Consider the following 21,803-nt stretch of genomic DNA (forward strand, 5'->3'; position numbering starts at 1 on the left):
GGGGCCCCGCCTCAGCCGGCGATGGTCAGCAGCTGGTGCCCCGCGGAGACCGTCTGGCCGGCCTCGGCCGTGATGCTGCCGATCACGCCGTCCTTGTGTGCGGCGATCGGCTGCTCCATCTTCATCGCCTCGAGCACGAGCACGAGGTCGCCCTTGACGACCTTGTCGCCCTCGGCGACCGCGACCTTCACGACCGTCGCCTGCATGGGGCTCTTCACCGCGTCGCCGGAGGCGCCCACGGCACCCGAGCCGGCACCGCCGCGGCGGCGCGGCGCGGCGGGCGCGGCCGACACGGAGCCGGAGGCGCCGCCGCCCGAGGGCAGCAGGCGGGTCGGCAGGGACACGGCCACGCGCTTGCCGTCGACCTCCACGACCACGTCGTGGCGCTTCTCGGCCGGGGCCGCGTCGGCGAGCACGCCGCCCCACGGCTCGATGTCGTTGTCGAACTCCGTCTCGATCCACCGGGTGTAGACGCCGAAGCGGCCGTCCTCCGCGAGGAAGGCCGGGTCGCGCACGATCTTCCGGTGGAAGGGCAGCACGGTCGGCAGGCCTGCGACCTCGAACTCGTCGAGCGCGCGGCGGGCCCGCTCGAGGGCGTCGGCGCGGTCGGAGCCGGTGACGATGAGCTTGGCGAGCAGCGAGTCGAACGCGCCCGAGATGACGTCGCCCGTGGTGACGCCCGAGTCGACGCGCACGCCGGGGCCGCCGGGGAACCGGAGCACCTGCACCGGGCCGGGCATCGGGAGGAAGTTGCGGCCCGGGTCCTCGCCGTTGATCCGGAACTCGATGGAGTGACCGTGGGCCTCCGGGTCCGGGTAGTCGATGAGGCCGCCCTCGGCGATGCGGAACTGCTCGCGCACGAGGTCGAGGCCGGTGACCTCCTCCGAGACCGGGTGCTCGACCTGGAGGCGGGTGTTCACCTCGAGGAACGAGACGGTGCCGTCCTTGCCGATGAGGAACTCGCAGGTGCCGGCGCCGACATAGCCGACCTCCTTGAGGATGGCCTTCGACGAGCGGTACAGCAGCTCGGTCTGCTCGTCGGTGAGGAACGGGGCCGGGGCCTCCTCGACGAGCTTCTGGTGCCGGCGCTGCAGCGAGCAGTCGCGGGTCGAGACGACCACGACGGTGCCGGCGGCGTCGGCGAGGCACTGGGTCTCGACGTGGCGCGGCTCGTCGAGGTACTTCTCCACGAAGCACTCGCCGCGGCCGAAGGCGGCGACGGCCTCGCGCACCGCGGATTCGAAGAGCTCGGGCACCTCCTCGCGGGTGCGGGCGACCTTGAGGCCGCGGCCGCCGCCGCCGAACGCCGCCTTGATGGCGACGGGGAGGCCGACCTGGTCGACGAAGGCGAGCACCTCGTCCGCGTCGGCGACCGGGTTCAGGGTGCCGGGGGCGAGCGGGGCGCCGACCTTCTCGGCGACATGGCGGGCGGAGACCTTGTCGCCGAGGCGCTCGATGGCCTCCGGCGACGGGCCGATCCAGGTGAGGCCGGCGGCGATGACGGCGCGGGCGAAGTCGGCGTTCTCGGCGAGGAAGCCGTAGCCCGGGTGGATCGCGTCGGCGCCCGAGCGGCGGGCGACGGAGAGGATCTTGTCGATCACCAGGTAGGTGTCGGCGCTCGTGGTGCCGCCGAGGGCGTACGCCTCGTCGGCCAGCTTCACGTGCCGGGCGTCGCGGTCCTGGTCCGCGTAGACGGCGACGGAGCGGAGCCCCGCGTCTCGTGCGGCCCGGATGACCCGGACGGCGATCTCTCCGCGGTTCGCGATCAGGACCTTGGTGATTGGCGCCATGACATATCAGCCTATTTCGTGACGGCGCCGTGACTTTTGTCCGACTCGTCCAAGACCCCGGACGGACCTCGTCGTGTTCCTACAAGGCTGCGCGGTTCCAGAGGTCGGGCCACGCCACCCCCAGCCGTCGCACCAGCCGTCGCAGCAGCGGCACGCTGAGGCCGACGACGGTGGACGGGTCGCCGTCGATGCGCTCGATGAACGCCGCGCCGAGGCTGTCGATGGTGAACGCGCCGGCGACGGCGAGCGGCTCGCCGGTGGCGATGTAGGCCTCCGTCTCGGCCTCGTCGAGATCGGACGCGAAGGTCACGGACGCGGCGGACGGCTCGCCCGCGGCGTCCGCGACGGCGCCGCCGCGCACCGCGATGAGCCAGTGCCCGGAGTGGAGCACGCCGGTGCGCCCGCGCTGGAGCGCCCAGCGCTCGCGCGCGACCTCGGGCGTGTGCGGCTTGCCGTAGCTGACGCCGTCGAGCTCGAAGTTGCTGTCGCCGCCGAGCACGAGGCAGTCGGCGAGCGTCGGATCGCCCGCGACGGCCGCCAGCACGGCCTCCGCCTTGCGGCGCGCGAGCAGCTGCACGAGCTCGTGCGTCGGCAGCGGATGCCCGGCGGCCGCCTCCGCCTCGGCGACGGCCGCGTCCTCGTCGACGCCGGGGGCGATCGCGACCGGCTCGATACCCGCCGCGCGGAGCGTCGCGAGCCGCGCGGGGGAGGTGGACGCGAGGACGAGGCGCACGGGGCTCCTAGGCTGGCGGGGGAGGTGGCGGATGCCGGACATGCAGGGCCGCGAGGTCGAGCTCGAGGCTACCAACATGGCGCACGGCGGGATCGCGGTCGCGCGGCTCGACGGACGGGTCGTGTTCGTGCCGGACACGATCCCGGGCGAGCGGGTGCGCGCGCGGATCGTCGACGACGCGAAGAAGAGCTTCTGGAGGGCCGAGGCGCTCGAGGTGCTGGAGGCGAGCCCGCACCGTCGTCCGCACGTCTGGGCGGAGGCCGCGATCGAGCGCGCACCGGAGGACCGGGCCGGGGGCGCCGACTACGGCTTCATCGACCCGGCGCATCAGCGCGCGCTCAAGGCGGCGGTGCTGGAGGACTCGCTGCGCCGTCACGGCCGCCTCGCCGAGCCGCCCGCGGTCGAGGTCGAGGCGCTGCCCGGCCCGGCGGACGGCACCGGATGGCGCACCCGCGTGCGCCTCCACGTCGACGAGGACGGCGTTCCCGGTCCGGTCGCGGCACGCAGCCACCGGGTGATCCGGGTCGCCGACCTGCCGCTCGGCACCGAGGAGCTGCGCGAGGCCGCGCCGCTCGGCGAGACGTTCTCCGGCATCCCGACCGTCGACGTGCTCGCGCCGACGACCGGGGGCGCCCGCCTCGTGATCGGCCGCCAGGCGCCGACGGAGATCGTGGAGCGGGTCGGCGAGCGCGACTTCCGCCTCGACGACACCGGCTTCTGGCAGGTGCACCGGCACGCCGCCGCGACGCTGAGCGAGGCCGTGGTCGCCGCGATCGATCCCGACGCCTTCGACCCGCGGGCCGCGAACCTCGACCTCTACGGCGGGGTCGGGCTGCTGGCCGCGGCCGTCGGCGACCGCTTCGGCGCCGCCACGCGCATCACGACCGTGGAGTCGAGCGAGCGGGCGACGGAGCACGCCGCCGAGAACCTGGCGGACTGGATCGGCGCCCAGGCGGTCACCGGCCGCGTCGAGCACTGGGTGCGCGGGCTGGCCGCGGCGTCGCCGGCGGAGCGCGCCCGGCAGGCCGCCGCGACGGTCGTGCTCGATCCGCCGCGATCCGGCGCCGGACGCGAGGTGCTCGAGGCGCTCGCCGACACCGGTGCCGCCCAGATCGTCTACGTGGCGTGCGACCCGGTCGCGTTCGCCCGCGACGTCGCGATCCTCGCGGACCGCGGCTACGCGCTCGCGGGCCTCCGCGCGCTCGACCTCTTCCCCTCGACGCACCATGTGGAGGCGGTCGGGGCGTTCCGGCGGATAGGCTGAGTCGACCGGCGGCAGGACAGGACGGGACCTCATGACGCAGACCGTGGATCGGCCGCGAGTGCGCGTCGCGGTGGTCGACGACCACGAGTCCGTGCGCCTCGGGCTCCGGGCCGCCTTCCAGGACGAGGGCTATGACGTGCTCACCGTCGCCCCGACCGTCGAGGAGCTCATCCGCGAGCTCGACGGCCGCGAGGTCGACGTCGTCGTGCTCGACCTGTCGCTCGGCGACGGCTCGAGCGTCACCGACAACGTGAAGCGCGTGCAGGCGGCCGGCTCGGCCGTGCTCGTCCACTCGATCGCCGACCGCGTCGGCCTGGTGCGCGAGGCGCTCGCGGCGGGCGCCGCCGGCGTCATCCCGAAGGCCTCCGCCACGAAGACCGTCATCGCGGCCGCCGCCACGGTGGCCCGCGGCGACGTGCTCAACAACCTCGAGTGGGCCTCCGCGATCGACGCCGACGCCGACTTCGCGAAGGCGCAGCTCGGACGCCGCGAGCGCGAGATCCTGCACCTCTACGCCTCGGGTCTGCCCCTCAAGCGCGCCGCCGAGCAGCTCGGCATCGGCTACTCCACGGCCCGCGAGTACCTCGACCGCATCCGGGTGAAGTACGTCGAGGTCGGCCGCCCGGCCCCGACGAAGGTCGACCTGCTGCGCCGCGCGGTCGAGGACGGCATCCTGCCCGGTCTCGACCCCGACGGCAATGACGCACCCTGACGTTCCCGCGGGGCTCCGGCCGACCCGCACCCCGGCCAATCCGCTGAGTCTGGAGGCGCTCGACACCGCCGTCGCGCGCTCCGCCGCCGGGTTCGGCGTCGCCTTCTTCCTGCAGTCCATCCCCGTGATGGTCGCCCAGCTGCCGAACCTCGCGTCGTGGTGGACGTGGTCGATGCTCCCGCTGCTGGGGCTCAGCCTGCTCGTCACGGTGGCCGCGTCCGTGCTGCGCCGCGGCGTCCGCGCCGCCCACTCCTCGTACGCGATCGCCTACGCGCTCGCCCTGGCGATCTGGCCGCTCGCGGTGATCGATCCGGCGCTGTCGCCGCACAGCTCGAGCTTCTTCCTGTACTTCAACATGACGATCGCGACCGCGAGCGCGACGATCGGCTTCGGCGCCCGTGCCGGCACCGTCTACGTCGTCCTGGCCCCGGCGCTGTACGCCGTGATCCGCGTGCTGCCGGCCGGCGGCGGGGTGACGCCGGTGCAGGCGATCCTCGACTCCGTCTACTCGATCATCCTCGGCGGGGTCATCACGATCATCATCATCGTGCTGCGCCGGGCCGCGCTCGCCGTGGACTCCGCGCAGGGCACCGCGCTCGCCCGCTACAGCCACGCGGTGCGCCAGCACGCGGTGGAGGCGGAGCGGGTGCAGGTCGACGCGATCGTGCACGACAGCGTGCTCACCACGCTGCTCTCGGCCGCGCGCGCCGAGACGCCGGAGGCGAAGGAGCTCGCCGCGCGGATGGCCGCCAACGCTATCGGCCACCTCCGCGACGCCGCCGCCGTCGGGCCGGACGTCGACGGCGAGGTGCGCGCCTCCGTGGTCGCCTCCCGCATCCTCGAATCGATCGACTCGCTGTCGGCGCCGTTCGAGGTCCGGCGTGGCGACCTCGGCTCGGCCGGGCTGCCGATCGCCGCCGCGGAGGCGATGTACGCCGCGGCGGTGCAGGCGATGGTGAACAGCCTCCAGCACGGGCAGGCGGCGCACCGCTGGGTCGAGCTGCGCGACGTGCGCGGCGGGCTCCAGGTGGTGGTCGGCGATGACGGCCGCGGGTTCGACCCGCGCGACGTGCCGACCGAGCGGCTCGGCGTGCGCGTCTCGATCGTGGAGCGGCTCGGCAGCGCCGGCGGCCACGCCGAGGTCGTCAGCGCCCCGGGCGAGGGCACGCGGATCACGCTGCAGTGGCCGAGCCCGGAGGTGACGACCGCATGACCGTCGTGCCCCCGCGCTTCATCATCGTCGCGCTCGCCGCGCTGTTCTCGAGCTACCACGTCGTGCTCGCGATCTACTCGCTGGGCTTCGGCTTCGCGCGCTCGTCTGTGCCCGTCGTCGTCGGCATGGCGCTCTACGGGCTCGCGACCGTCGTCGCGCTGCTGCCGACCGGCAACCAGCGGATGCCGCTCTGGATCGCGGTGTTCTCGCTCGCGGTCGCGGTGTCGCTCCCGCTGCTCGAGACGAGCGTGCTCGACCCCGGCCGCGAGAACGGCTACGGCACCTGGTACGTCGCCGCCGTCGGCACGCTGCTGACGATCTGCGCGACCCGCTACCGTCCGGGCTTCGCGTGGGCCGGCGTCGTGTTCCTCGGCCTGCAGACGCTGCTCTGGGCCGGCCCGCTCGCGATCGGCCCGCTCGGCGTCATCGGCAGCGCGGCCTGGGTCGGCGTCGCGCACATCATCACGAACACGCTGTCGAAGGCGGCCAGGGACTCGCAGCGCTTCGCGCAGGCGGAGCGCCAGGCTGCGGAGTGGCAGGCGGCACAGGAGGCGCACCTCAGCGAGCGCCAGTTCCGGCTGGGCCAGACGGGCGTGATGGCGCTCGAGACGCTGCAGCGCATCCGCGAGACCGGCGGCGAGCTCAGCGACGCGGAGCGCGAGGAGTGCCTGCACCTCGAGGGCGCGATCCGCGATGAGATCCGCGGGCGCAAGCTGCTCGACGACGGCGTGCGGCGCGAGGTGATGCTCGCCCGGCGCCGCGGCACCCAGGTCGTGCTGCTCGACGAGGGCGGCATCGACGACCTCGACCACGACGACCTGACCCGCGTGCTCGGCTCGCTCGCCGACGCGCTGCGCTCGACCCGCGCCGATCGCGTGATCGCGCGGACCGTGCCGGAGGGCTCGGAGGTGGCCGTCACGGTCGTCGGCCTCAGCCTCAGCGGCTCCGACGCCGCGGCGCTCGGACAGGACTCCGACGAGGAGGACGAGGTCGAGCTCTGGCTGGAGATCCCGCGCGGCGCCTGACCGCGGGAGCGGCACTCCGGGAGGACCCGGACGAGGCGCCCCGGGAAAGACCAGAGGGCCGGACGTCCCGTCCGGCCCTCTGTCACGCTTCGGGTCAGGGCGATAACCCGAATATCGCCCTGACCCGCCCCCACGTCATCGTCGCGCTTACCCTAGATCGGCGATGACGAGTCGACGACGGATCGCTCCGCCGTATGAAGATGATGCCCGTCTCGCCCTCCCTGTCGCAGTAGACATTTCGGAGGACCACAGGGGTACAAATCGGGTACCCCGAGAAAGCCCGGGATTCCGGGGGCGTAAGCGCATTCCGACGGTGGGTGATGTCGGGATGAGGGGTACAGTCACCCGCTCGCCACGGAATCCGAATCGACTCGGCCCCGGATGCCGCGGAATCCGAAGTCAGCTGCGCCAGTCGGTCCAGCCGCCGGGCGTCGGCCGGCGTCGCGGCGCGCGACGGCTGCGGTCCCAGCCGGTCGTGCCCGGGTCCTCGCTGCGGTCCTCGGCGGAGATCGACGCGAGCGCGGCCGAGAGCACCGCGGTCACCGCGGCGATCTCCTCCGGGGTCGGGTCGCCGCCCGTGATCCGCACGCCGGCGACGGCCGGCTCCGGCGCGGGCCCCGCGCCGCTGCTGTGGCGGCCGCTCACAGCGGGATGTTCCCGTGCTTCTTCGGCGGCTGCTCGGCGCGCTTGGTGCGGAGGGCCCGCAGCGCCTTGATGACGGCGACGCGCGTGGCCGAGGGCTGGATGACGCCGTCGAGCTCGCCGCGCTCGGCCGCGAGGAACGGGCTGGCGACGTTGTAGAGGTACTCGTTCGCGAGCCGCGTGCGCACGGCGGCGACATCCTCGCCGGCCGCCTCCGCCGCCTTGATCTCGTTGCGGTAGAGGATGTTGACGGCGCCCTGGCCGCCCATCACCGCGATCTCGGCCGTCGGCCACGCGAAGTTGATGTCCGCGCCGAGCTGCTTCGAGCCCATGACGATGTAGGCGCCGCCGTAGGCCTTGCGGGTGATGACCGTGACGAGCGGCACGGTCGCCTCGGCGTAGGCGTAGAGCAGCTTCGCGCCGCGGCGGATGACGCCGGTCCACTCCTGGTCGGTGCCGGGCAGGTAGCCGGGCACGTCGACGAGCGTGAGGATCGGGATGCCGAACGCGTCGCAGAAGCGCACGAACCGCGCCGCCTTCTCGCCGGCCTCGATGTTCAGGGTGCCGGCCATCTGCGACGGCTGGTTCGCGATGATGCCGATCGAGCGGCCCTCGACGCGGGCGAAGCCGACCACGATGTTCGGGGCGAAGAGCGGCTGCACCTCGAGGAAGTCGTTGTTGTCGACCAGCGGCTCGATGACGTCGTGCACGTCGTAGGGCTGGTTCGGCGAGTCCGGGATGAGGGTGTCGAGCACCTTGTCGGCGTCGGTCACCTCGACCTCGACCTCCGACTCGTACACGACCGGCTCGGTCATGTTGTTGTCGGGCAGGAAGCTGATGAGGCTGCGCGCGTAGTCGAGCGCGTCGTCCTCGTCGTCGGCGAGGTAGTGCGAGACGCCGGTGCGGGTGCTGTGCGTGTGCGCGCCGCCGAGCTCCTCCATGCCGACGTCCTCGCCGGTCACGGTCTTGATCACGTCGGGGCCGGTGACGAACATCTGGCTGGTCTTGTCGACCATGATCACGAAGTCCGTCAGGGCGGGGGAGTAGACCGCGCCGCCGGCGGCGGGGCCCATGATGATCGAGATCTGGGGGATCACGCCGGACGCGGCGGTGTTGAGGCGGAAGATCTCGCCGTACTTGCCGAGGGCGACGACGCCCTCCTGGATGCGGGCGCCGCCCGAGTCGAGCATGCCGATGATCGGCACCCCGGTCTTCAGCGCGAGCTGCATGACCTTGATGATCTTCTCGCCGGCCACCTCGCCGAGCGAGCCGCCGAAGATGGTGAAGTCCTGGGCGTAGACGGCCACCTGGCGGCCGTGGATGGTGCCGGTGCCCGTGACGACCGCGTCGCCGTAGGGCCGCTTCGACTCCATCCCGAAGGCGTGGGTGCGGTGGCGGACGAACTCGTCGAGCTCGACGAAGCTGCCCTGGTCGAGCAGCTGCTCGATCCGCTCGCGCGCGGTCTTCTTGCCGCGGGCGTGCTGCTTCTCGATCGCGGCCTCGCCGCTCGCCGTCACAGCCTCGTGATAGCGGTCGCGGAGGTCGGCGAGCTTGCCGGCGGTCGTGGCCAGGTCGTGCTGGGGTGCGGCATCGGTCACGGGTGCCAGCCTAGCGACGGCTCCGGCGGGCGTTCTGGAGGACTCCGCCAGCGGATCGACCCCCACGTCGTCGATGTCGTGCAGAGGAGGCCGGGTCAGCCGCGGGACGGTGCTCGGCGTCCGCCGATGCGGAGCCGGCGCTGGAGGCCCCAGCCGGTCACGCGGAGCATCGCCTCGACCACGATCGCGCCGCTCATCTTGGAGCGGCCGGCGGTGCGCTCGGAGAACGCGATCGGCACCTCCACGATCCGGGCGCCGGCGTCGAGCACCCGCAGCGTCATGTCGATCTGGAAGCAGTAGCCGCGCGAGACGACGTCGTCGAGGTGGGCGCGGGCGAGCACGTCGGTCGCGTAGACGCGGTAGCCGGCGGTCGCGTCGCGCACCGGGATGCCGAGCGCGAGGCGGGCGTACGCATTCGCGCCGCGGCTGAGCAGGCGGCGGTGCCAGGGCCAGTCCACGGTGCTGCCGCCGGGCATCCAGCGCGATCCGATGGCCGCGCCCGCGCCGCCGCGGACGGCGTCGACGAGCGCGGGGAGGGCGGAGACCGGATGCGAGCCGTCGGCGTCCATCTCCGCGACGGCGAGGGCGCCGCGCTCGGCGGCGATCGCGAAGCCGGCGAGGTACGCGCTGCCGAGTCCCGCGCGTCCGGGACGGTGCAGCACGCTGACACGCGGCTCCCGCGCGGCGATCCGGTCGGCGATCGCGCCGGTGCCGTCGGGGCTCGCGTCGTCGACCACGAGCACGTCGACGTCGGCGGGCGAGGCGAGGACCGACGCGACGACCCGTTCGAGGCTCTCCGCCTCGTCGTAGGTCGGCAGCACGACGAGGATGCGGCCGGCGGCGGGCGCAGACGGCGTCGCGGCGGGCTCCGGGAGCGCGATCCCGTCGGCGGTCGGGAGCGGCTCGTCCATGTCGCATCGAGCATAGAGCCCGCGAGGCTCCCGGCTCGGCGGGGGCCCCGCGGCTACCGTGGCGGCATGACCCTCGACGCGAGCCGACGCGAGGTGCCGGAGCTGGTGGTGCTGGATTCCGCGCCCTCCACCAACGCGGTGCTCGTCGAGCGCGCCCGCGCGGCGGCCGAGGCGGACGCGGGCCGGCTCGCCGACTACACGACCGTGGTCACCGGCGACCAGACCGCGGGCCGCGGCCGGCTCGACCGGGTCTGGTCAGCGCCCGCGGGCGCCTCCCTCGCGATCAGCGTGCTCATCCGCCCGGTCGACGCGGTCGGCCGCCCGGTGCCGCCGGAGCGGCTCGGCTGGCTCGCGATCGCCGCGGGCGTCGCGATGACGGAGGCCGTGACGGAGGCCGTGCCCGCGCGCGGCGTCACGCTGAAGTGGCCGAACGACGTGCTGATCGGCGACCGGAAGGTCTGCGGCGTGCTGTCGGAGGCGGTGCTCGGCGGTCCCGGCGTCGCGCCGGGCGGGATCGGCGCCGTCGTCGTCGGCGCCGGCCTCAACACGCGGATGACCGCGGAGCAGCTGCCGGTGCCGACCGCGACCTCGCTCGCGATCGAGGGCGCGGATCCCGCCGGGCTCGACGACCGCGTGCTCGCCGACTACCTGCGCCGGCTGCGCTCCCACGCGTCCGCGCTGCTCGCGGCCGCCGCGAACGCCGACCACAGCGGCCTCCGCGACCGCGCGCGCGAGCTCTGCGGCACCCTCGGCGGCCCGGTCAGCGTCGAGCTGCCGGGCGGCGAGATCGTGGCCGGCACCGCCCTCGACATCGACTCGGCCGGGCGGCTGGTGGTCGGGCGCACGGACGGCGCCGGCACGCTCGCCGTCGCGGCGGGGGACGTGACGCACCTGAGGCACGGATGAGCTCGGCGCCGTCGCCCGCGCCGGACGACCGCACCGGTCCGGTGCGCACGCCGGAGACCGTGATCGCGCGGCTGCGTCCGCACGGCCGGGCGCTCGTGCTGCCCTGCGTCATCGCCGTGGTCGTGACCGGGTCTGCCGCCTATCTCGTCGGCGCGCTTCCGGAGCCGTGGATCCGGATCGTCGTGCTCGCGGCGGGCGGGGTCGCGGTGCTGCTCGGCACGCTGCTGCCGCTGCTGCGCTGGGCGACCACGAGCTACACGGTGACGACGCGGCGCGTGGTGGTGCGCCGCGGCGTGATCGCGCACACCCGGCAGGAGCTGCTGCACAGCCGCGGCTACGACGTGACGGTGCACCGGAGCGGGCTGCAGCGGATGGCGGGGAGCGGCGACGTCGAGATCGGCACCGGCCTCGACCGGCCGCTGACGCTCCGGGACGTGCCGCGGCCGCTGCTGCTGGCCGACGCCCTCCACGACCTCATGGAGTCGAACGCGAGCGGGCTCAGCGCTCGGCGGCACGAGGAGCGGCTGCGCCGCTCCGGGGACCTGGGCGAGCGCTGACCGCGCGGTCGGCATCCGCGTCGTCGTCCTCCTCGCCGTCGTCCTCGAAGCCGGTCGGCGCCTCGCCGCGGTGCGGGCGGAACACCCAGAGTCGGTAGAGCGTGAACCGGAACAGCGTGCCGAGCACGAGTCCGACGCCGTTGCCCGCGATGTTGTCGGCGAGCCGGCTCTCGAAGCCGAGCACGTAGTGCGAGATCCAGAGGCAGCCGACGCCGATGAGCATGCCGGCGACGCTGACGAGGCCGAACTCGACGCCCTCGCGCCAGAGCTGGCGGCCGCGGTGCTCGCGGAACGTCCAGAAGCGGTTGCCGAGCCAGTTGCAGACGATCGCGACGGCGCTGGAGATCAGCTTCGCGACGACGGGTCCCTCGTGCAGCCGGTCGGGCGCGAGCACGGTCGAGAGCAGCAGGTTGAAGAGGCCCAGATCGACCACCAGGCCGATGCCGCCGACGACGCCGAACCGCGCGAACTGCGCGAGGAGCCGTCGCATCGCATCCCCTCGAATCGGCCGGGTAGGGTCGGACTGCGGCAGTCTAGCCGCGCCGTTCACGAGGGTCTCAGGGCCGGGTGGGAGTCGGATGCGCGTCGGTGTCATCGGCGGAGGTCAGCTCGCCAGGATGATGATCCCCCCGGCGATCGCGCTCGGCGTCGAGATCCGGGTGCTCGCCGAGCAGGAGGGCATGTCGGCTGCGATCGCGGCGACGGCCGTCGGCGACTACCACGACGCGGAGGCCGTGCTGCGGTTCGCCCGCGACGTCGACGTGATCACGTTCGACCACGAGCACGTGCCGCAGGACGTGCTCGCCGCGCTCGTCGCGGCCGGCGTCGCGGTCCGCCCCGGTCCGCACGCGCTCGAGGTGGCCCAGGACAAGATCACGATGCGCCGCCGCCTCGCCGCGCTCGGCGCCCCGCTGCCGGCCTGGGCGGTCGTGCGGGATGGCGCGGAGCTGGCGGACTTCCTCGCCGCGAACGGCGGCAGCGCGGTCGTGAAGACCCCGCGCGGCGGCTACGACGGCAAGGGCGTCCGAGTCGTCCGCGACGCGGGCGGCGCCGACGACTGGTTCGCCGCGCAGGCCGAGCACGGCTCCGGCCTCGGCCTCCTCGCCGAGGAGCTGGTGCCGTTCACGCGAGAGCTCGCGCAGTCGGTCGCCCGGCGCCCCTCCGGCGAGGTGCGCGCCTGGACCCTGGTGGAGACCGTGCAGCGCGATGGCGTGTGCGCCGAGGTCGTCGCCCCCGCGCCCGGCGCCGGCGCGCTCGCCCATGCGGCGCGCGACCTGGCGGTGGCGATCGCCGAGGGGCTCGACGTGACCGGCGTGCTCGCCGTCGAGCTGTTCGAGACCCCGGACGGGCGCCTGCTCGTCAACGAGCTCGCCATGCGGCCGCACAACACGGGGCACTGGAGCATCGACGGCGCCATCACGAGCCAGTTCGAGCAGCACCTCCGCGCCGTGCTCGACCTGCCGCTCGGCGAGCCGGATGCGCTCGCCCCGGTCGCGGTGATGGAGAACGTGCTCGGCGGGCCGTCGTCCGGCAGCATGCTCGACCGCTACCCGGAGGCGCTCGCGGCCCACCCGGCGGCGAAGTTCCACTTCTACGAGAAGGCGTCGCGCCCCGGACGCAAGGTCGGGCACGTCACCGTGCTCGGCGCCGAGGTCGAGCCGACCCTCGCGGCGGCGCGTGCCGCGGCACGGATCTTCCAGAACTGACCAGTACCCTTGCCGGGTGCCCGCCCCCCTCGTGTCCGTCGTCATGGGCTCGGACTCCGACTGGCCGGTGCTCGGCGACGCCGCCGCCGCGCTGACCGAGTTCGGCATCGCCCACGAGGTCGAGGTCGTCTCCGCGCACCGCACGCCGCGCCGGATGATCGAGTTCGGCACGGAGGCCGCGGGCCGCGGCGTCGGCGTGATCATCGCGGGCGCCGGGGGCGCCGCGCACCTGCCGGGCATGATCGCCTCGGTCACGACGCTGCCGGTGATCGGCGTGCCGGTGCCGCTCGCGCGCCTCGACGGGCTCGACTCCCTGCTCTCCATCGTGCAGATGCCGGCCGGCATCCCGGTCGCCACGGTCTCGATCGGCGGCGCGCGCAACGCCGGCATCCTGGCGGCGCGCATCCTCTCCGTCTCGGACCCGGCGCTCGCCGCCCGGCTCGCCGACTACGCGGCCTCACTCGAGGCGCTCGTCGCCGAGAAGAACGCGAAGCTGCGCGAGAGCCTGTGACGCCGGTCACCCCGGTCCGCTACCCGGACCTGCATTCCGAGCCGCTCATGTCGAAGCGCGCCTGGTGGCTCGTCGGCCTCAACATCCTGGTGCCCGGCTCGGCGCAGGTGCTCGCCGGCAGCCGTCGGGCCGGCCGCTTCGCGCTCACCACCACCATCGTGTTCTGGGCGCTCGTCGTGGTGGCAGTCGTCGCCGGGCTGATCGGACGCGAGTCGCTGCTCGCCCTCGTGGCGAACCCGATCGTCTTCTGGGCCGCGGCCGCCGTGCTCGCGTTCTACGGCGTCGTCTGGCTCGTCTGCACGATCGACACCCTGCGGCTCGTGCGCTTCGGCCGGGTCGGGGCGGCCGCGCGCGCCGGCGTCGCGGTGCTCGCGGTCGTCGCGCTCGTGTCGACGGCCGGCACCGCGTTCGGCGCCGCCTGGTTCTCGGGCGCCGCGGGCGTCGTGGCCGCGAAGATCGGCTCGAACACGGTCGACATCCCCGGCGCCGACGGCGGCACCGTGTCGGTCGGGCCGCTCGACCACCCCGTGAACCTCCTGCTCGTCGGCAGCGACTCCGGCGGCGGCAATGCGGCCTACGGCCAGCGCGGCGAGTCGCTCAACGACGTGACGATCGTGCTGCACCTCTCGCCGGGCTCGCAGTCCGCGACGGCGATGAGCATCCCGCGCGACCTCTACGTGTCGCAGCCGGAGTGCGACAAGCCGGCCGGCGGCACCGCGCCGGCGGTCGAGGCGGCCCGCTTCAACACCGCCCTCGCGCGCGGCGGGCTCGCCTGCGTCGCGAAGTCGGTGACCGCGCTGACCGGGCTCGACATCCAGTACGCCGCGAAGATCGAGTTCGACGGCGTCGTCGCCATGTCGAACGCGGTCGGGGGCGTCACGGTCTGCCTCGCGGCCCCGATCGACGACAAGTACACGAACCTGCACCTCCCGGCGGGCGAGAACACGCTGCAGGGCCAGGACGCGCTCTCCTTCCTGCGCACCCGCCACGGCCTCGCGAGCGGCAGCGACCTCCAGCGCATCAGCAACCAGCAGGTGTTCCTCTCCGCGCTCGTGCGCAAGGTGAAGGACTCCGCGACGCTGACGAACCCGGTCGAGCTCGTGAACCTCGCCAACGCGGCCGCCGACAACATGCAGCTCTCCACCTCGCTCGCGCAGACGAGCACGATGGTGTCGCTCGCGCTGACCCTGCGCGCCATCCCGCTCGAGCGGATCGTCTTCGCACAGTACCCCTCGACGCCGAAGACCGTGCGCGGGCAGGCCGTCACCGTGCCGCAGACGGAGGCCGCGGCCGCGCTCACCGGCGCGATCGGCGCCGACCAGCCGATCGCCGTCGGCGCCCTCGGCGGCGCGGCCGTCGGCGGCGGGACCGCACCGGATCCGTCGAGCACGCCGACCCCGACGGGCGGTGCGACGCCGTCCGACGGGAAGACCGCCCCGGCGGCGCCCGTGACGCTGCCGCCGTCGGTCACCGGCCAGTCGGCCGCCCAGCAGACCTGCTCGGCCGGCCGTGGCTGACCCCCGGCCGACCGGCGCGGCGGTCTCGAGCGCCCCGTCCTCGCTGCGCCTCCCGGCCCTCGACGGGCTCCGCGGCGTGGCGGCGCTCGTCGTGCTGCTGCACCACACCTCCCTCATCGCGCCGTCGATCGCCGCCGCCTACATCGACGCGGGCTCGCCGCGCCCCGAGCCCGGGAGCCTCACCTGGTGGGCGCTGAGCTCGCCGCTGAAGCTGCTCACCGCGGGGCCGGAGGCGGTGTTCGTCTTCTTCGTGCTGAGCGGGCTCGTGCTGACGCGGGCCGTCCGCTCGCCCTCGTCCTACGACTGGGCCGGCTACTTCCCGCGGCGCTCCATCCGACTGCTGCTCCCGGTGGCGGGCGCGGTCGTGCTCGCGGCGGCGATCTGGAAGATCACCAGGCCCACCCCGGCCGACTTCGTCAGCGAGTGGCTGCGGGCGGATGCGGTGCCGCTCGACTTCGGCACGTTCATCCGCGCGCTCGACCTGCTCGGCGGCGGCGCGATCATCGACAATCCGCTGTGGAGCCTGAAGTGGGAGGTCATCTTCTCGTTCATGCTCCCGCTGTTCGTCGTGCTGGCGCGGCTGGTGATGCGACGCCGCTGGGCGATCGCCGTCGCCTTCGTCGGACTCGCGCTGCTCGGCTGGATGGGGGCGGTCACCGGCGCCCTCGCCTTCCTGTACCTGCCGATGTTCGGCATCGGGGCGCTCCTGGGCGAGGTGCTGCCCTCGTTCCGGGAGACGGTGCTGCGGCTCCGGCCGCTCGTGCGTCACCTCCTCGGCGCGGCCGGGCTCGTCGTCGCGCTCGTCGCGATCGACTCGCAGTGGATCGTGTTCGCGATGACCGGCGACCACGGCCTCTCGCGGCAGGTCGGCCCGAGCATCGCGCCGCTCGGCGCCGCGCTGCTCGTCGCGCTCGCGGTGGTGTGGTCGCCGGTCGAGCGGCTGCTCACGCTCGCGCCCTCCCGCTACCTCGGCCGCATCTCGTTCAGCCTGTACCTCGTGCACGTGCCGATCATCACCGGCGTCGCGGCGGTGCTCAGCGGCAGCTCCCTGCTGCTCATCGCCGGCATCTCCATGGCACTCGCGGTGATCGTCGGCGATCTGTTCACCCGGTTCGTCGAGATGCCCTCGCACCGGCTCTCGATCCGCGTCGGCAAGTCGATCGAGCGGCACCGCGCGCTGTTCTGAGCCGGGGCCCGCGGCGATCAGAGATCCGCGTGCAGCTGCCAGACCTTCTCGGCCGAGTCGGCCCAGGTGAACGTGCGGGCGCGGTCCTGCCCGGCGACGGAGAGCCGTCGCGCGAGCTCCGTGTCGTCGAGCACGGCGCGGATCGACTCGGCGAGCCGGGCGGGCAGCCCCTCGGCGTCGTCGAGCGGCACGACGAGCCCGGCGTCGGCCATGACCTCGAGCAGCGCGGGGGAGTCGGAGTGCACGACCGGGGTGCCGAGCGAGGCGGCCTCGAGCGCCGTCAGCCCGAAGCCCTCGAGGCTCGAGGGCTGCACGTAGACCGCGGCCCCGGCGAGCACGGCGCCGAGCGCGGCGTCGTCGAGGGCGGGGAGGCGGAGCACGCGCGCGGGATCGGCCGCGGCGAGCGGGTCGCCCTCCTCGAGCTCCCCGGCGGCGCCGATGAGCGCGATCGAGACGTCGGCGGGCAGCCCGTCGAGCGCCGCGATGAGGGCGGGGGCGCCACGGTGGGGGTCGCCGGCGCCGGCGAGCACGACGTAGCGTTCCGGCAGGCCGAGCTCCGCGCGGCGCTCGGCCGCATCCCGTCCGGGGCGCACGCCGGCGCTCGGGGCGCCGCCGATCACCCGGATCCGGTCGCCGAGGTCGAGGTGACCGGCGAGCTCGTCCGCGACGGCGTGGGTCGGCACGACGATCGCGTCGGCGTACCGCTCGGCGCGACGGCCCATCGCGCGCCGGTTCGCGGCGACGCGGCCGGGCAGCAGCTCGGGCCGCGTCCAGGCGGACGAGTCGTGGATCGTGACGGCGATCTGCTCGCCGGGGGTGGCCCCGCGGTCGTGGCGGGCGAGCGGCGCGAGCAGGCTCGTGGCGTGGATCATGCCGGTGCCCGGGAGCCGCGTGAAGCCGTGCTGCCAGGCGGCGGCGAGCTCGCGGCGGGCGAACGCGGAGCGGTGGAGGCCGGCGAGGCCGGGCAGCAGGTCGGAGATCGTCGCGAGCTCCTCCTCCGGCACCGCGGAGACGACGCCCGTCACGGCCGCGCCCGACGGTGCGCCGGCGATGAGCGCGCGCGTCAGCTCCTCGGCGTAGCGCCCGACGCCGCCGCGGGCGGGGGCGATCATCGCATCGAGGATGACGCGCAGCGTGGTCACGGGAGCAGGACCCCGTCCCCGGCGGCGGCCGAGAGGCCCGCGCGCCAGTCGCGCAGCGGCGCGAGCCCGGCGCGGCTCCAGCCGGCGTGGCCGAGCACCGACCACGCGGGGCGGGGCGCGGGGCGCACGAACTCGGCGCTCGTCGTCGGCAGCACGCGCTCCGGGTCGAGTCCGGCCTCGGAGAAGACGGCGCGGGCGAACTCGAACCAGCTCGCACGGCCGCCGGCGGTGCCGTGGTAGACGCCGCCCGGCGCGTCGGCGTCGACGAGCTCGACGATGCGGCGGGCCAGGTCGCCGGTCCAGGTGGGCTGGCCGATCTGGTCGTCGACGACGCTGACGGTCTCGCGGCCCTCGGCGAGGCGGAGCATGGTCTTCGCGAAGTTCGGGCCGCCGGCGCCGTAGAGCCACGCCGTGCGGACGATCCAGGCGCGGTCGCCGAGCGCCGCCTCCACCTGCCGCTCTCCCTCCGCCTTCGTGCGCCCGTAGGCGCCGAGCGGCGCGAGCGGCGCGTCCTCCGGGTAGGGCTCGGTCGCCGCGCCGTCGAACACGTAGTCCGTCGACACCTGCACCATGCGGGCGCCGACGGCCTCGGCGGCGCGGGCCAGGATGCCGGCGCCCCTGCCGTTCACGGCGAGCGCGTCGTCCTCGTGCGCCTCGGCGTCGTCGACCTTCGTGTACGCGGCGGCGTTGACGACGACGTCGACACCCTGCACCGCGGAGCGCACGGCCTCCGGATCGCGGATGTCGAGCTCCGCGCTGCCGAGCAGCACGGCGTCGCGGCCCTCGAGCGCGCGCGCCAGGTCGGCGCCGAGCATTCCCCGGCCGCCGGCGACGAGCCAGCGCAGCGGTGCCGCTCCGGTCATCAGGCGTGCCCCGCTGCGCGGTACTTCGCCTCGGTCGCGTCCTTCTGCGGCGCCCACCAGGCCTCGTTGTCGCGGTACCAGGCGATCGTGGCCGCGAGGCCGGCGGCGAAGTCGGCGTAGCGCGGCGTCCAGCCGAGCTCGGTGCGCAGCTTCGTCGAGTCGATCGCGTAGCGCAGGTCGTGGCCGGCGCGGTCCTTGACGAGGTCGTAGGCGTCGGCCGGCTGCCCGAGCTCGGTGAGGATCTGCTCGACGACCTGCTTGTTGTCCTTCTCGCCGTCCGCGCCGATGAGGTAGGTCTCGCCGATGGCGCCCCGCTCGAGGATCGTCAGCACGGCCGAGGAGTGGTCGTCGGCGTGGATCCAGTCGCGCACGTTCTCGCCCGTGCCGTAGAGCTTGGGGCGCTCGCCGCGGAGCACGTTCGTGATCTGGCGCGGGATGAACTTCTCGACGTGCTGGTACGGCCCGTAGTTGTTCGAGCAGTTCGAGATCGTCGCCTGCACGCCGAACGAGCGCACCCAGGCGCGCACGAGCAGGTCGGATCCGGCCTTCGTCGACGAGTACGGGCTCGACGGGTTGTACGGGGTGTCCTCGGTGAAGCGCGCCGGGTCGTCGAGCTCCAGGTCGCCGTAGACCTCGTCGGTCGAGATGTGGTGGAACCGGATGCCGTGCTTCCGCGCCGCCTCGAGCAGCGTGTAGGTGCCGATGATGTTCGTGTCGAGGAACGGCCGCGGGTCGTGCAGCGAGTTGTCGTTGTGGCTCTCGGCCGCGTAGTGCACGACCGCGTCGTGCCGGGCGAACAGCTCGTCGACCACGGCGGCGTCGGCGATGTCGCCGCGCACGAACGCGACCCGGTCCTCCGGCAGGCCGTCGAGCGAGGCGAGGTTGCCGGCGTAGGTGAGCTTGTCGAGCACGGTGACGACGTGGTCGGTGTGCTCCACGAGGTGGTGCACGAAGTTGGAGCCGATGAAGCCGGCTCCTCCGGTGACGAGGATCCGCACGGGGGCTCGCTCCGTTCGTTCGGGGGCAGGGGCGTCCGGAAGTCTATCGGGGGCCCGTTGGTAGGCTTCCCCGGTGCAGATCCGCGAGCTCTCCGTTCCCGGCGCCTTCGAGATCACGCCCGTACTGCGCGGCGACGATCGGGGCGTATTCCTCGAGTGGTACCGGTTCGACCGGCTCGCCGAGGCGGTCGGCCACCCGGTCGACCTGCGGCAGGCGAACACCTCGGTCTCGAAGCGCGGCGTCGTGCGCGGCATCCACTTCGCCGACGTGCCGCGCGGGCAGGCGAAGTACGTCACGGCCACCCGCGGCGCCGTGCTCGACTTCGCGATCGACATCCGCGTCGGGTCCCCGACGTTCGGGCAGTGGGACTCCGTGCTGCTCGACGACCTCGACCGCCGGGGCATCTACCTCGCCGAGGGCCTCGGCCACTGCTTCGTGGCCCTGACCGACGACGCGACGGTCAGCTACCTCGTCACCGACGTCTACAACCCGGGCGCCGAGCACGGCATCGACCCGCTCGACCCGGAGGTCGGCCTCGAGTTCCCGATCGACGTGTCGGAGCTGCTGCTCTCGCCGAAGGACACGGAGGCGCCGGGGCTGACCGCGGCGGCCGAGTCCGGCCTCCTCCCCACCTGGGAGGCCGCCACCGCCTGGTACGCGGAGCTCGACGCGCGTGCCGCCGAGGCGGGTGCGCGATGAAGGGCATCATCCTGGCCGGCGGATCCGGCACGCGGCTCTGGCCGATCACCAAGGGCATCTCGAAGCAGCTGATGCCGATCTACGACAAGCCGATGGTCTACTACCCGCTGTCGACGCTGATGATGGCCGGCATCCGCGAGGTGCTCGTCATCACGACGCCCGAGTACAACGACCAGTTCCGGGCGCTCCTCGGCGACGGCTCGCACCTCGGGATGCGCATCGAGTACGCCGTGCAGCCCTCGCCGGACGGCCTGGCGCAGGCCTTCATCATCGGCGAGGAGTTCATCGGCGGCGACTCGGTCGCGCTCGTGCTCGGCGACAACATCTTCCACGGCGTCGGCCTCGGCTCGTCGCTGCGGCAGAACACCGACATCGAGGGCGGCCTGATCTTCGCCTACCAGGTCGCCGACCCGACCGCCTACGGCGTCGTCGAGTTCGACGACGACTTCACCGCGCTCTCCATCGAGGAGAAGCCGGTGAAGCCGAAGTCGAACTACGCGGTGCCGGGCCTCTACTTCTACGACAACGACGTCGTCGGCATCGCGAAGACGATCGAGCCGAGCGCGCGCGGCGAGCTGGAGATCTCGACCGTGAACGAGCGTTACCTCGAGGCCGGCCGGCTGCAGGTGCAGGTGCTCGACCGCGGCGTCGCGTGGCTCGACACCGGCACGTTCGAGTCGATGATGCAGGCGTCGGAGTACGTGAAGGTCATCGAGGACCGGCAGGGCTTCAAGATCGGCTGCATCGAGGAGATCGCCTGGCGCGCCGGCTGGATCGACGACGCCCAGACGCGCGAGCTCGCCGCGCCGCTCGTGAAGAGCGGCTACGGCGCCTACCTGACGCGGCTCCTCGACGCCTGACGCGCGCCGCGGGTCACCCAGCGGGCGCGCACCTCGAGCCCGAGGTGCAGCGCCCAGCGCACCGGCGCGAGGTGCCAGCCGCGGTACTTCGTCGACAGGAAGCGGTCGGCGCTGCGGTGGTGCACGATGAGCATCTGCGCCGACCCGGCCGTCGCCGTGCCGCCGATGTGGGTGACCACAGCGCCGGGCACGTAGCGGTTCGCGAAGCCGGCGCGGGTGAAGCGGTAGCCGAGGTCGACGTCCTCGAAGTACATGAAGTAGCTCTCGTCGAAACCGCCGACGCGCTCGTACGCGTCGCGGCGCACGAGCAGGCAGGCGCCGGAGAGCCAGCCGGCCGTGCGGCCGAGGTCGCTCGGCTCGAGCTCCGCGCGGTAGCGGCGGGTCCACGGGTTCGCGGGCCACACCCGCGAGAACAGCGCGTGGCCGATGCCGGTGCGCAGCGACGGCACCTCGCGGGCGGACGGGTACACCGAGCCGTCCTCGTTGAGGATGCGCGGGCCGGTCGCGGCATCGCCGTCCTGCAGCCCGTCGAGCAGGGTCTCCAGCGCGCCCTCGTGGAGGCGGACGTCCGGGTTCGAGATGAGCACGTAGCGCACCTCCGGCGGCAGCGACCGCACGCCGGCGTTCGCGGCCGGACCGTAGCCGACGTTCTCGCCCTGCCGGATCAGGGTGGCGGCGGAGGCCTCGACGACGGCCGCGATGCGGTCCGACTCCTCCGACGGGTTGTCGACGACGACGACGGGCACGTGCGGCGCGACGCGGGCGGCGGACTCCAGGAACCCGACGACGTCGTCGACGGAGCGGTACGAGACCGTGACGATCGCGGTCTCGCGTCCAGGCTCAGTCGACGGCATGATGCTCCAGCCTAGGCGTCCGGGATGGGACCGGACCCGGCGTCCGGGTGGTGTCCGACCCGGGGCCGGGCCGCCGCCCCGCCCGCCCCGGTGCGCTCCCGGCCGGGGCGCAGAC

Annotated in this window: 22 protein-coding genes; 12 read left to right on the forward strand and 10 right to left on the reverse strand. The window is 73.8% G+C overall.

Annotated elements, in window-relative coordinates; all coding sequences use genetic code 11:
* Nucleotides 1–11: 11 nt before the first annotated feature.
* The gene (locus tag AC1RSJ_RS13045; protein WP_493118824.1) at nt 12–1,790 is read right to left on the reverse strand and encodes an acetyl/propionyl/methylcrotonyl-CoA carboxylase subunit alpha; all 1,779 of its coding nucleotides are present in this window, start codon (nt 1,788–1,790) and stop codon (nt 12–14) included.
* Nucleotides 1,791–1,869: 79 nt separating this feature from the next.
* A complete protein-coding gene (locus AC1RSJ_RS13050; RefSeq protein ID WP_493118825.1) occupies nt 1,870–2,523 on the reverse strand; it encodes a Maf family protein in 654 nt (217 codons plus the stop codon).
* A gap of 31 nt (nt 2,524–2,554) precedes the next feature.
* On the opposite strand from AC1RSJ_RS13050, the gene AC1RSJ_RS13055 reads away from it, so the two are divergent.
* From AC1RSJ_RS13055 to AC1RSJ_RS13070, 4 genes are read left to right on the forward strand one after another with little or no spacing between them, the layout of a single operon-like run.
* Nucleotides 2,555–3,787 (forward strand): class I SAM-dependent RNA methyltransferase, encoded by a 1,233-nt coding sequence (locus tag AC1RSJ_RS13055; RefSeq protein ID WP_493118826.1) that lies wholly within the window; start codon nt 2,555–2,557, stop codon nt 3,785–3,787.
* A gap of 31 nt (nt 3,788–3,818) precedes the next feature.
* A complete protein-coding gene (locus AC1RSJ_RS13060; protein ID WP_493118827.1) occupies nt 3,819–4,499 on the forward strand; it encodes a response regulator transcription factor in 681 nt (226 codons plus the stop codon).
* On the forward strand, nt 4,486–5,712 hold the full coding sequence (locus tag AC1RSJ_RS13065; RefSeq protein ID WP_493118828.1) for a sensor histidine kinase: 1,227 nt from the start codon (nt 4,486–4,488) through the stop codon (nt 5,710–5,712). The genes AC1RSJ_RS13060 and AC1RSJ_RS13065 overlap by 14 nt, the downstream gene beginning before the upstream one ends.
* Entirely contained in the window at nt 5,709–6,737 is a 1,029-nt protein-coding gene (locus tag AC1RSJ_RS13070) for a DUF8320 family protein (RefSeq protein WP_493118829.1), read from the forward strand. Before AC1RSJ_RS13065 ends, AC1RSJ_RS13070 begins: the two co-directional genes overlap by 4 nt.
* Before the next feature lie 399 nt (nt 6,738–7,136).
* Here the strand turns inward: AC1RSJ_RS13070 and AC1RSJ_RS13075 are convergent, their stop codons facing one another.
* The 3 genes from AC1RSJ_RS13075 to AC1RSJ_RS13085 all read right to left on the reverse strand — a co-directional run bounded on the left by AC1RSJ_RS13075 (nt 7,137) and on the right by AC1RSJ_RS13085 (nt 9,888).
* Nucleotides 7,137–7,382: an acyl-CoA carboxylase subunit epsilon gene (locus tag AC1RSJ_RS13075; protein WP_493118830.1), complete on the reverse strand. Its 246-nt coding sequence runs from the start codon at nt 7,380–7,382 to the stop codon at nt 7,137–7,139.
* On the reverse strand, nt 7,379–8,986 hold the full coding sequence (locus AC1RSJ_RS13080) for an acyl-CoA carboxylase subunit beta (RefSeq protein ID WP_493118872.1): 1,608 nt from the start codon (nt 8,984–8,986) through the stop codon (nt 7,379–7,381). The genes AC1RSJ_RS13075 and AC1RSJ_RS13080 overlap by 4 nt, the downstream gene beginning before the upstream one ends.
* Nucleotides 8,987–9,072: 86 nt before the next feature.
* Nucleotides 9,073–9,888: a polyprenol monophosphomannose synthase gene (locus tag AC1RSJ_RS13085; RefSeq protein ID WP_493118831.1), complete on the reverse strand. Its 816-nt coding sequence runs from the start codon at nt 9,886–9,888 to the stop codon at nt 9,073–9,075.
* A gap of 66 nt (nt 9,889–9,954) precedes the next feature.
* On the opposite strand from AC1RSJ_RS13085, the gene AC1RSJ_RS13090 reads away from it, so the two are divergent.
* Together AC1RSJ_RS13090 and AC1RSJ_RS13095 are read left to right on the forward strand one after the other, a co-directional pair.
* On the forward strand, nt 9,955–10,794 hold the full coding sequence (locus AC1RSJ_RS13090; protein WP_493118832.1) for a biotin--[acetyl-CoA-carboxylase] ligase: 840 nt from the start codon (nt 9,955–9,957) through the stop codon (nt 10,792–10,794).
* Complete coding sequence (locus AC1RSJ_RS13095; RefSeq protein WP_493118833.1) at nt 10,791–11,351, forward strand: PH domain-containing protein; 561 nt, start codon at nt 10,791–10,793, stop codon at nt 11,349–11,351. The genes AC1RSJ_RS13090 and AC1RSJ_RS13095 overlap by 4 nt, the downstream gene beginning before the upstream one ends.
* Here the strand turns inward: AC1RSJ_RS13095 and AC1RSJ_RS13100 are convergent.
* Complete coding sequence (locus tag AC1RSJ_RS13100; RefSeq protein ID WP_493118834.1) at nt 11,293–11,841, reverse strand: GtrA family protein; 549 nt, start codon at nt 11,839–11,841, stop codon at nt 11,293–11,295. The genes AC1RSJ_RS13095 and AC1RSJ_RS13100 overlap by 59 nt on opposite strands.
* Before the next feature lie 88 nt (nt 11,842–11,929).
* Between AC1RSJ_RS13100 and AC1RSJ_RS13105 the strand changes: the two genes are divergently transcribed.
* The 4 genes from AC1RSJ_RS13105 to AC1RSJ_RS13120 are packed head-to-tail and all read left to right on the forward strand — an operon-like array spanning nt 11,930 to nt 16,271.
* The gene (locus AC1RSJ_RS13105; RefSeq protein WP_493118835.1) at nt 11,930–13,057 is read left to right on the forward strand and encodes a 5-(carboxyamino)imidazole ribonucleotide synthase; all 1,128 of its coding nucleotides are present in this window, start codon (nt 11,930–11,932) and stop codon (nt 13,055–13,057) included.
* A gap of 43 nt (nt 13,058–13,100) precedes the next feature.
* Nucleotides 13,101–13,568, forward strand: a complete 468-nt coding sequence (gene purE / locus AC1RSJ_RS13110) for a 5-(carboxyamino)imidazole ribonucleotide mutase (protein ID WP_493118873.1) — start codon at nt 13,101–13,103, stop codon at nt 13,566–13,568.
* Nucleotides 13,569–13,615: 47 nt separating this feature from the next.
* Nucleotides 13,616–15,085 carry an LCP family protein gene (locus AC1RSJ_RS13115; RefSeq protein WP_493118836.1) on the forward strand — a complete coding sequence of 490 codons (1,470 nt, stop codon included), beginning with the start codon at nt 13,616–13,618 and terminating at the stop codon, nt 15,083–15,085.
* Entirely contained in the window at nt 15,078–16,271 is a 1,194-nt protein-coding gene (locus tag AC1RSJ_RS13120; protein ID WP_493118837.1) for an acyltransferase family protein, read from the forward strand. Before AC1RSJ_RS13115 ends, AC1RSJ_RS13120 begins: the two co-directional genes overlap by 8 nt.
* 17 nt (nt 16,272–16,288) lie before the next feature.
* On the opposite strand, the gene AC1RSJ_RS13125 is transcribed toward AC1RSJ_RS13120, so the two are convergent.
* Genes AC1RSJ_RS13125 through rfbB form a run of 3 tightly spaced genes read right to left on the reverse strand, consistent with a single transcriptional unit; the run spans nt 16,289 to nt 19,274 of the window.
* Nucleotides 16,289–17,413 carry a glycosyltransferase family 4 protein gene (locus tag AC1RSJ_RS13125; protein ID WP_493118838.1) on the reverse strand — a complete coding sequence of 375 codons (1,125 nt, stop codon included), beginning with the start codon at nt 17,411–17,413 and terminating at the stop codon, nt 16,289–16,291.
* Nucleotides 17,410–18,276, reverse strand: a complete 867-nt coding sequence (gene rfbD, locus AC1RSJ_RS13130) for a dTDP-4-dehydrorhamnose reductase (protein WP_493118840.1) — start codon at nt 18,274–18,276, stop codon at nt 17,410–17,412. The genes AC1RSJ_RS13125 and rfbD overlap by 4 nt, the downstream gene beginning before the upstream one ends.
* On the reverse strand, nt 18,276–19,274 hold the full coding sequence (gene rfbB, locus AC1RSJ_RS13135) for a dTDP-glucose 4,6-dehydratase (protein WP_493118841.1): 999 nt from the start codon (nt 19,272–19,274) through the stop codon (nt 18,276–18,278). Before rfbB ends, rfbD begins: the two co-directional genes overlap by 1 nt.
* 73 nt (nt 19,275–19,347) lie before the next feature.
* Here rfbB and AC1RSJ_RS13140 point away from each other — a divergent pair, with 73 nt between their 5' ends.
* Both AC1RSJ_RS13140 and rfbA read left to right on the forward strand, forming a co-directional pair.
* Nucleotides 19,348–19,974, forward strand: a complete 627-nt coding sequence (locus tag AC1RSJ_RS13140; protein WP_493118842.1) for a dTDP-4-dehydrorhamnose 3,5-epimerase family protein — start codon at nt 19,348–19,350, stop codon at nt 19,972–19,974.
* The gene (gene rfbA, locus AC1RSJ_RS13145; RefSeq protein ID WP_493118843.1) at nt 19,971–20,834 is read left to right on the forward strand and encodes a glucose-1-phosphate thymidylyltransferase RfbA; all 864 of its coding nucleotides are present in this window, start codon (nt 19,971–19,973) and stop codon (nt 20,832–20,834) included. The genes AC1RSJ_RS13140 and rfbA overlap by 4 nt, the downstream gene beginning before the upstream one ends.
* Here rfbA and AC1RSJ_RS13150 read toward each other — a convergent pair.
* Nucleotides 20,807–21,688 carry a glycosyltransferase family 2 protein gene (locus AC1RSJ_RS13150; RefSeq protein ID WP_493118844.1) on the reverse strand — a complete coding sequence of 294 codons (882 nt, stop codon included), beginning with the start codon at nt 21,686–21,688 and terminating at the stop codon, nt 20,807–20,809. The two genes, rfbA and AC1RSJ_RS13150, sit on opposite strands and share 28 nt — an antisense overlap.
* Between the last annotated feature and the right edge of the window lie 115 nt (nt 21,689–21,803).

This window comes from Schumannella sp. GW821-FHT10F01 (genome assembly GCF_058809295.1).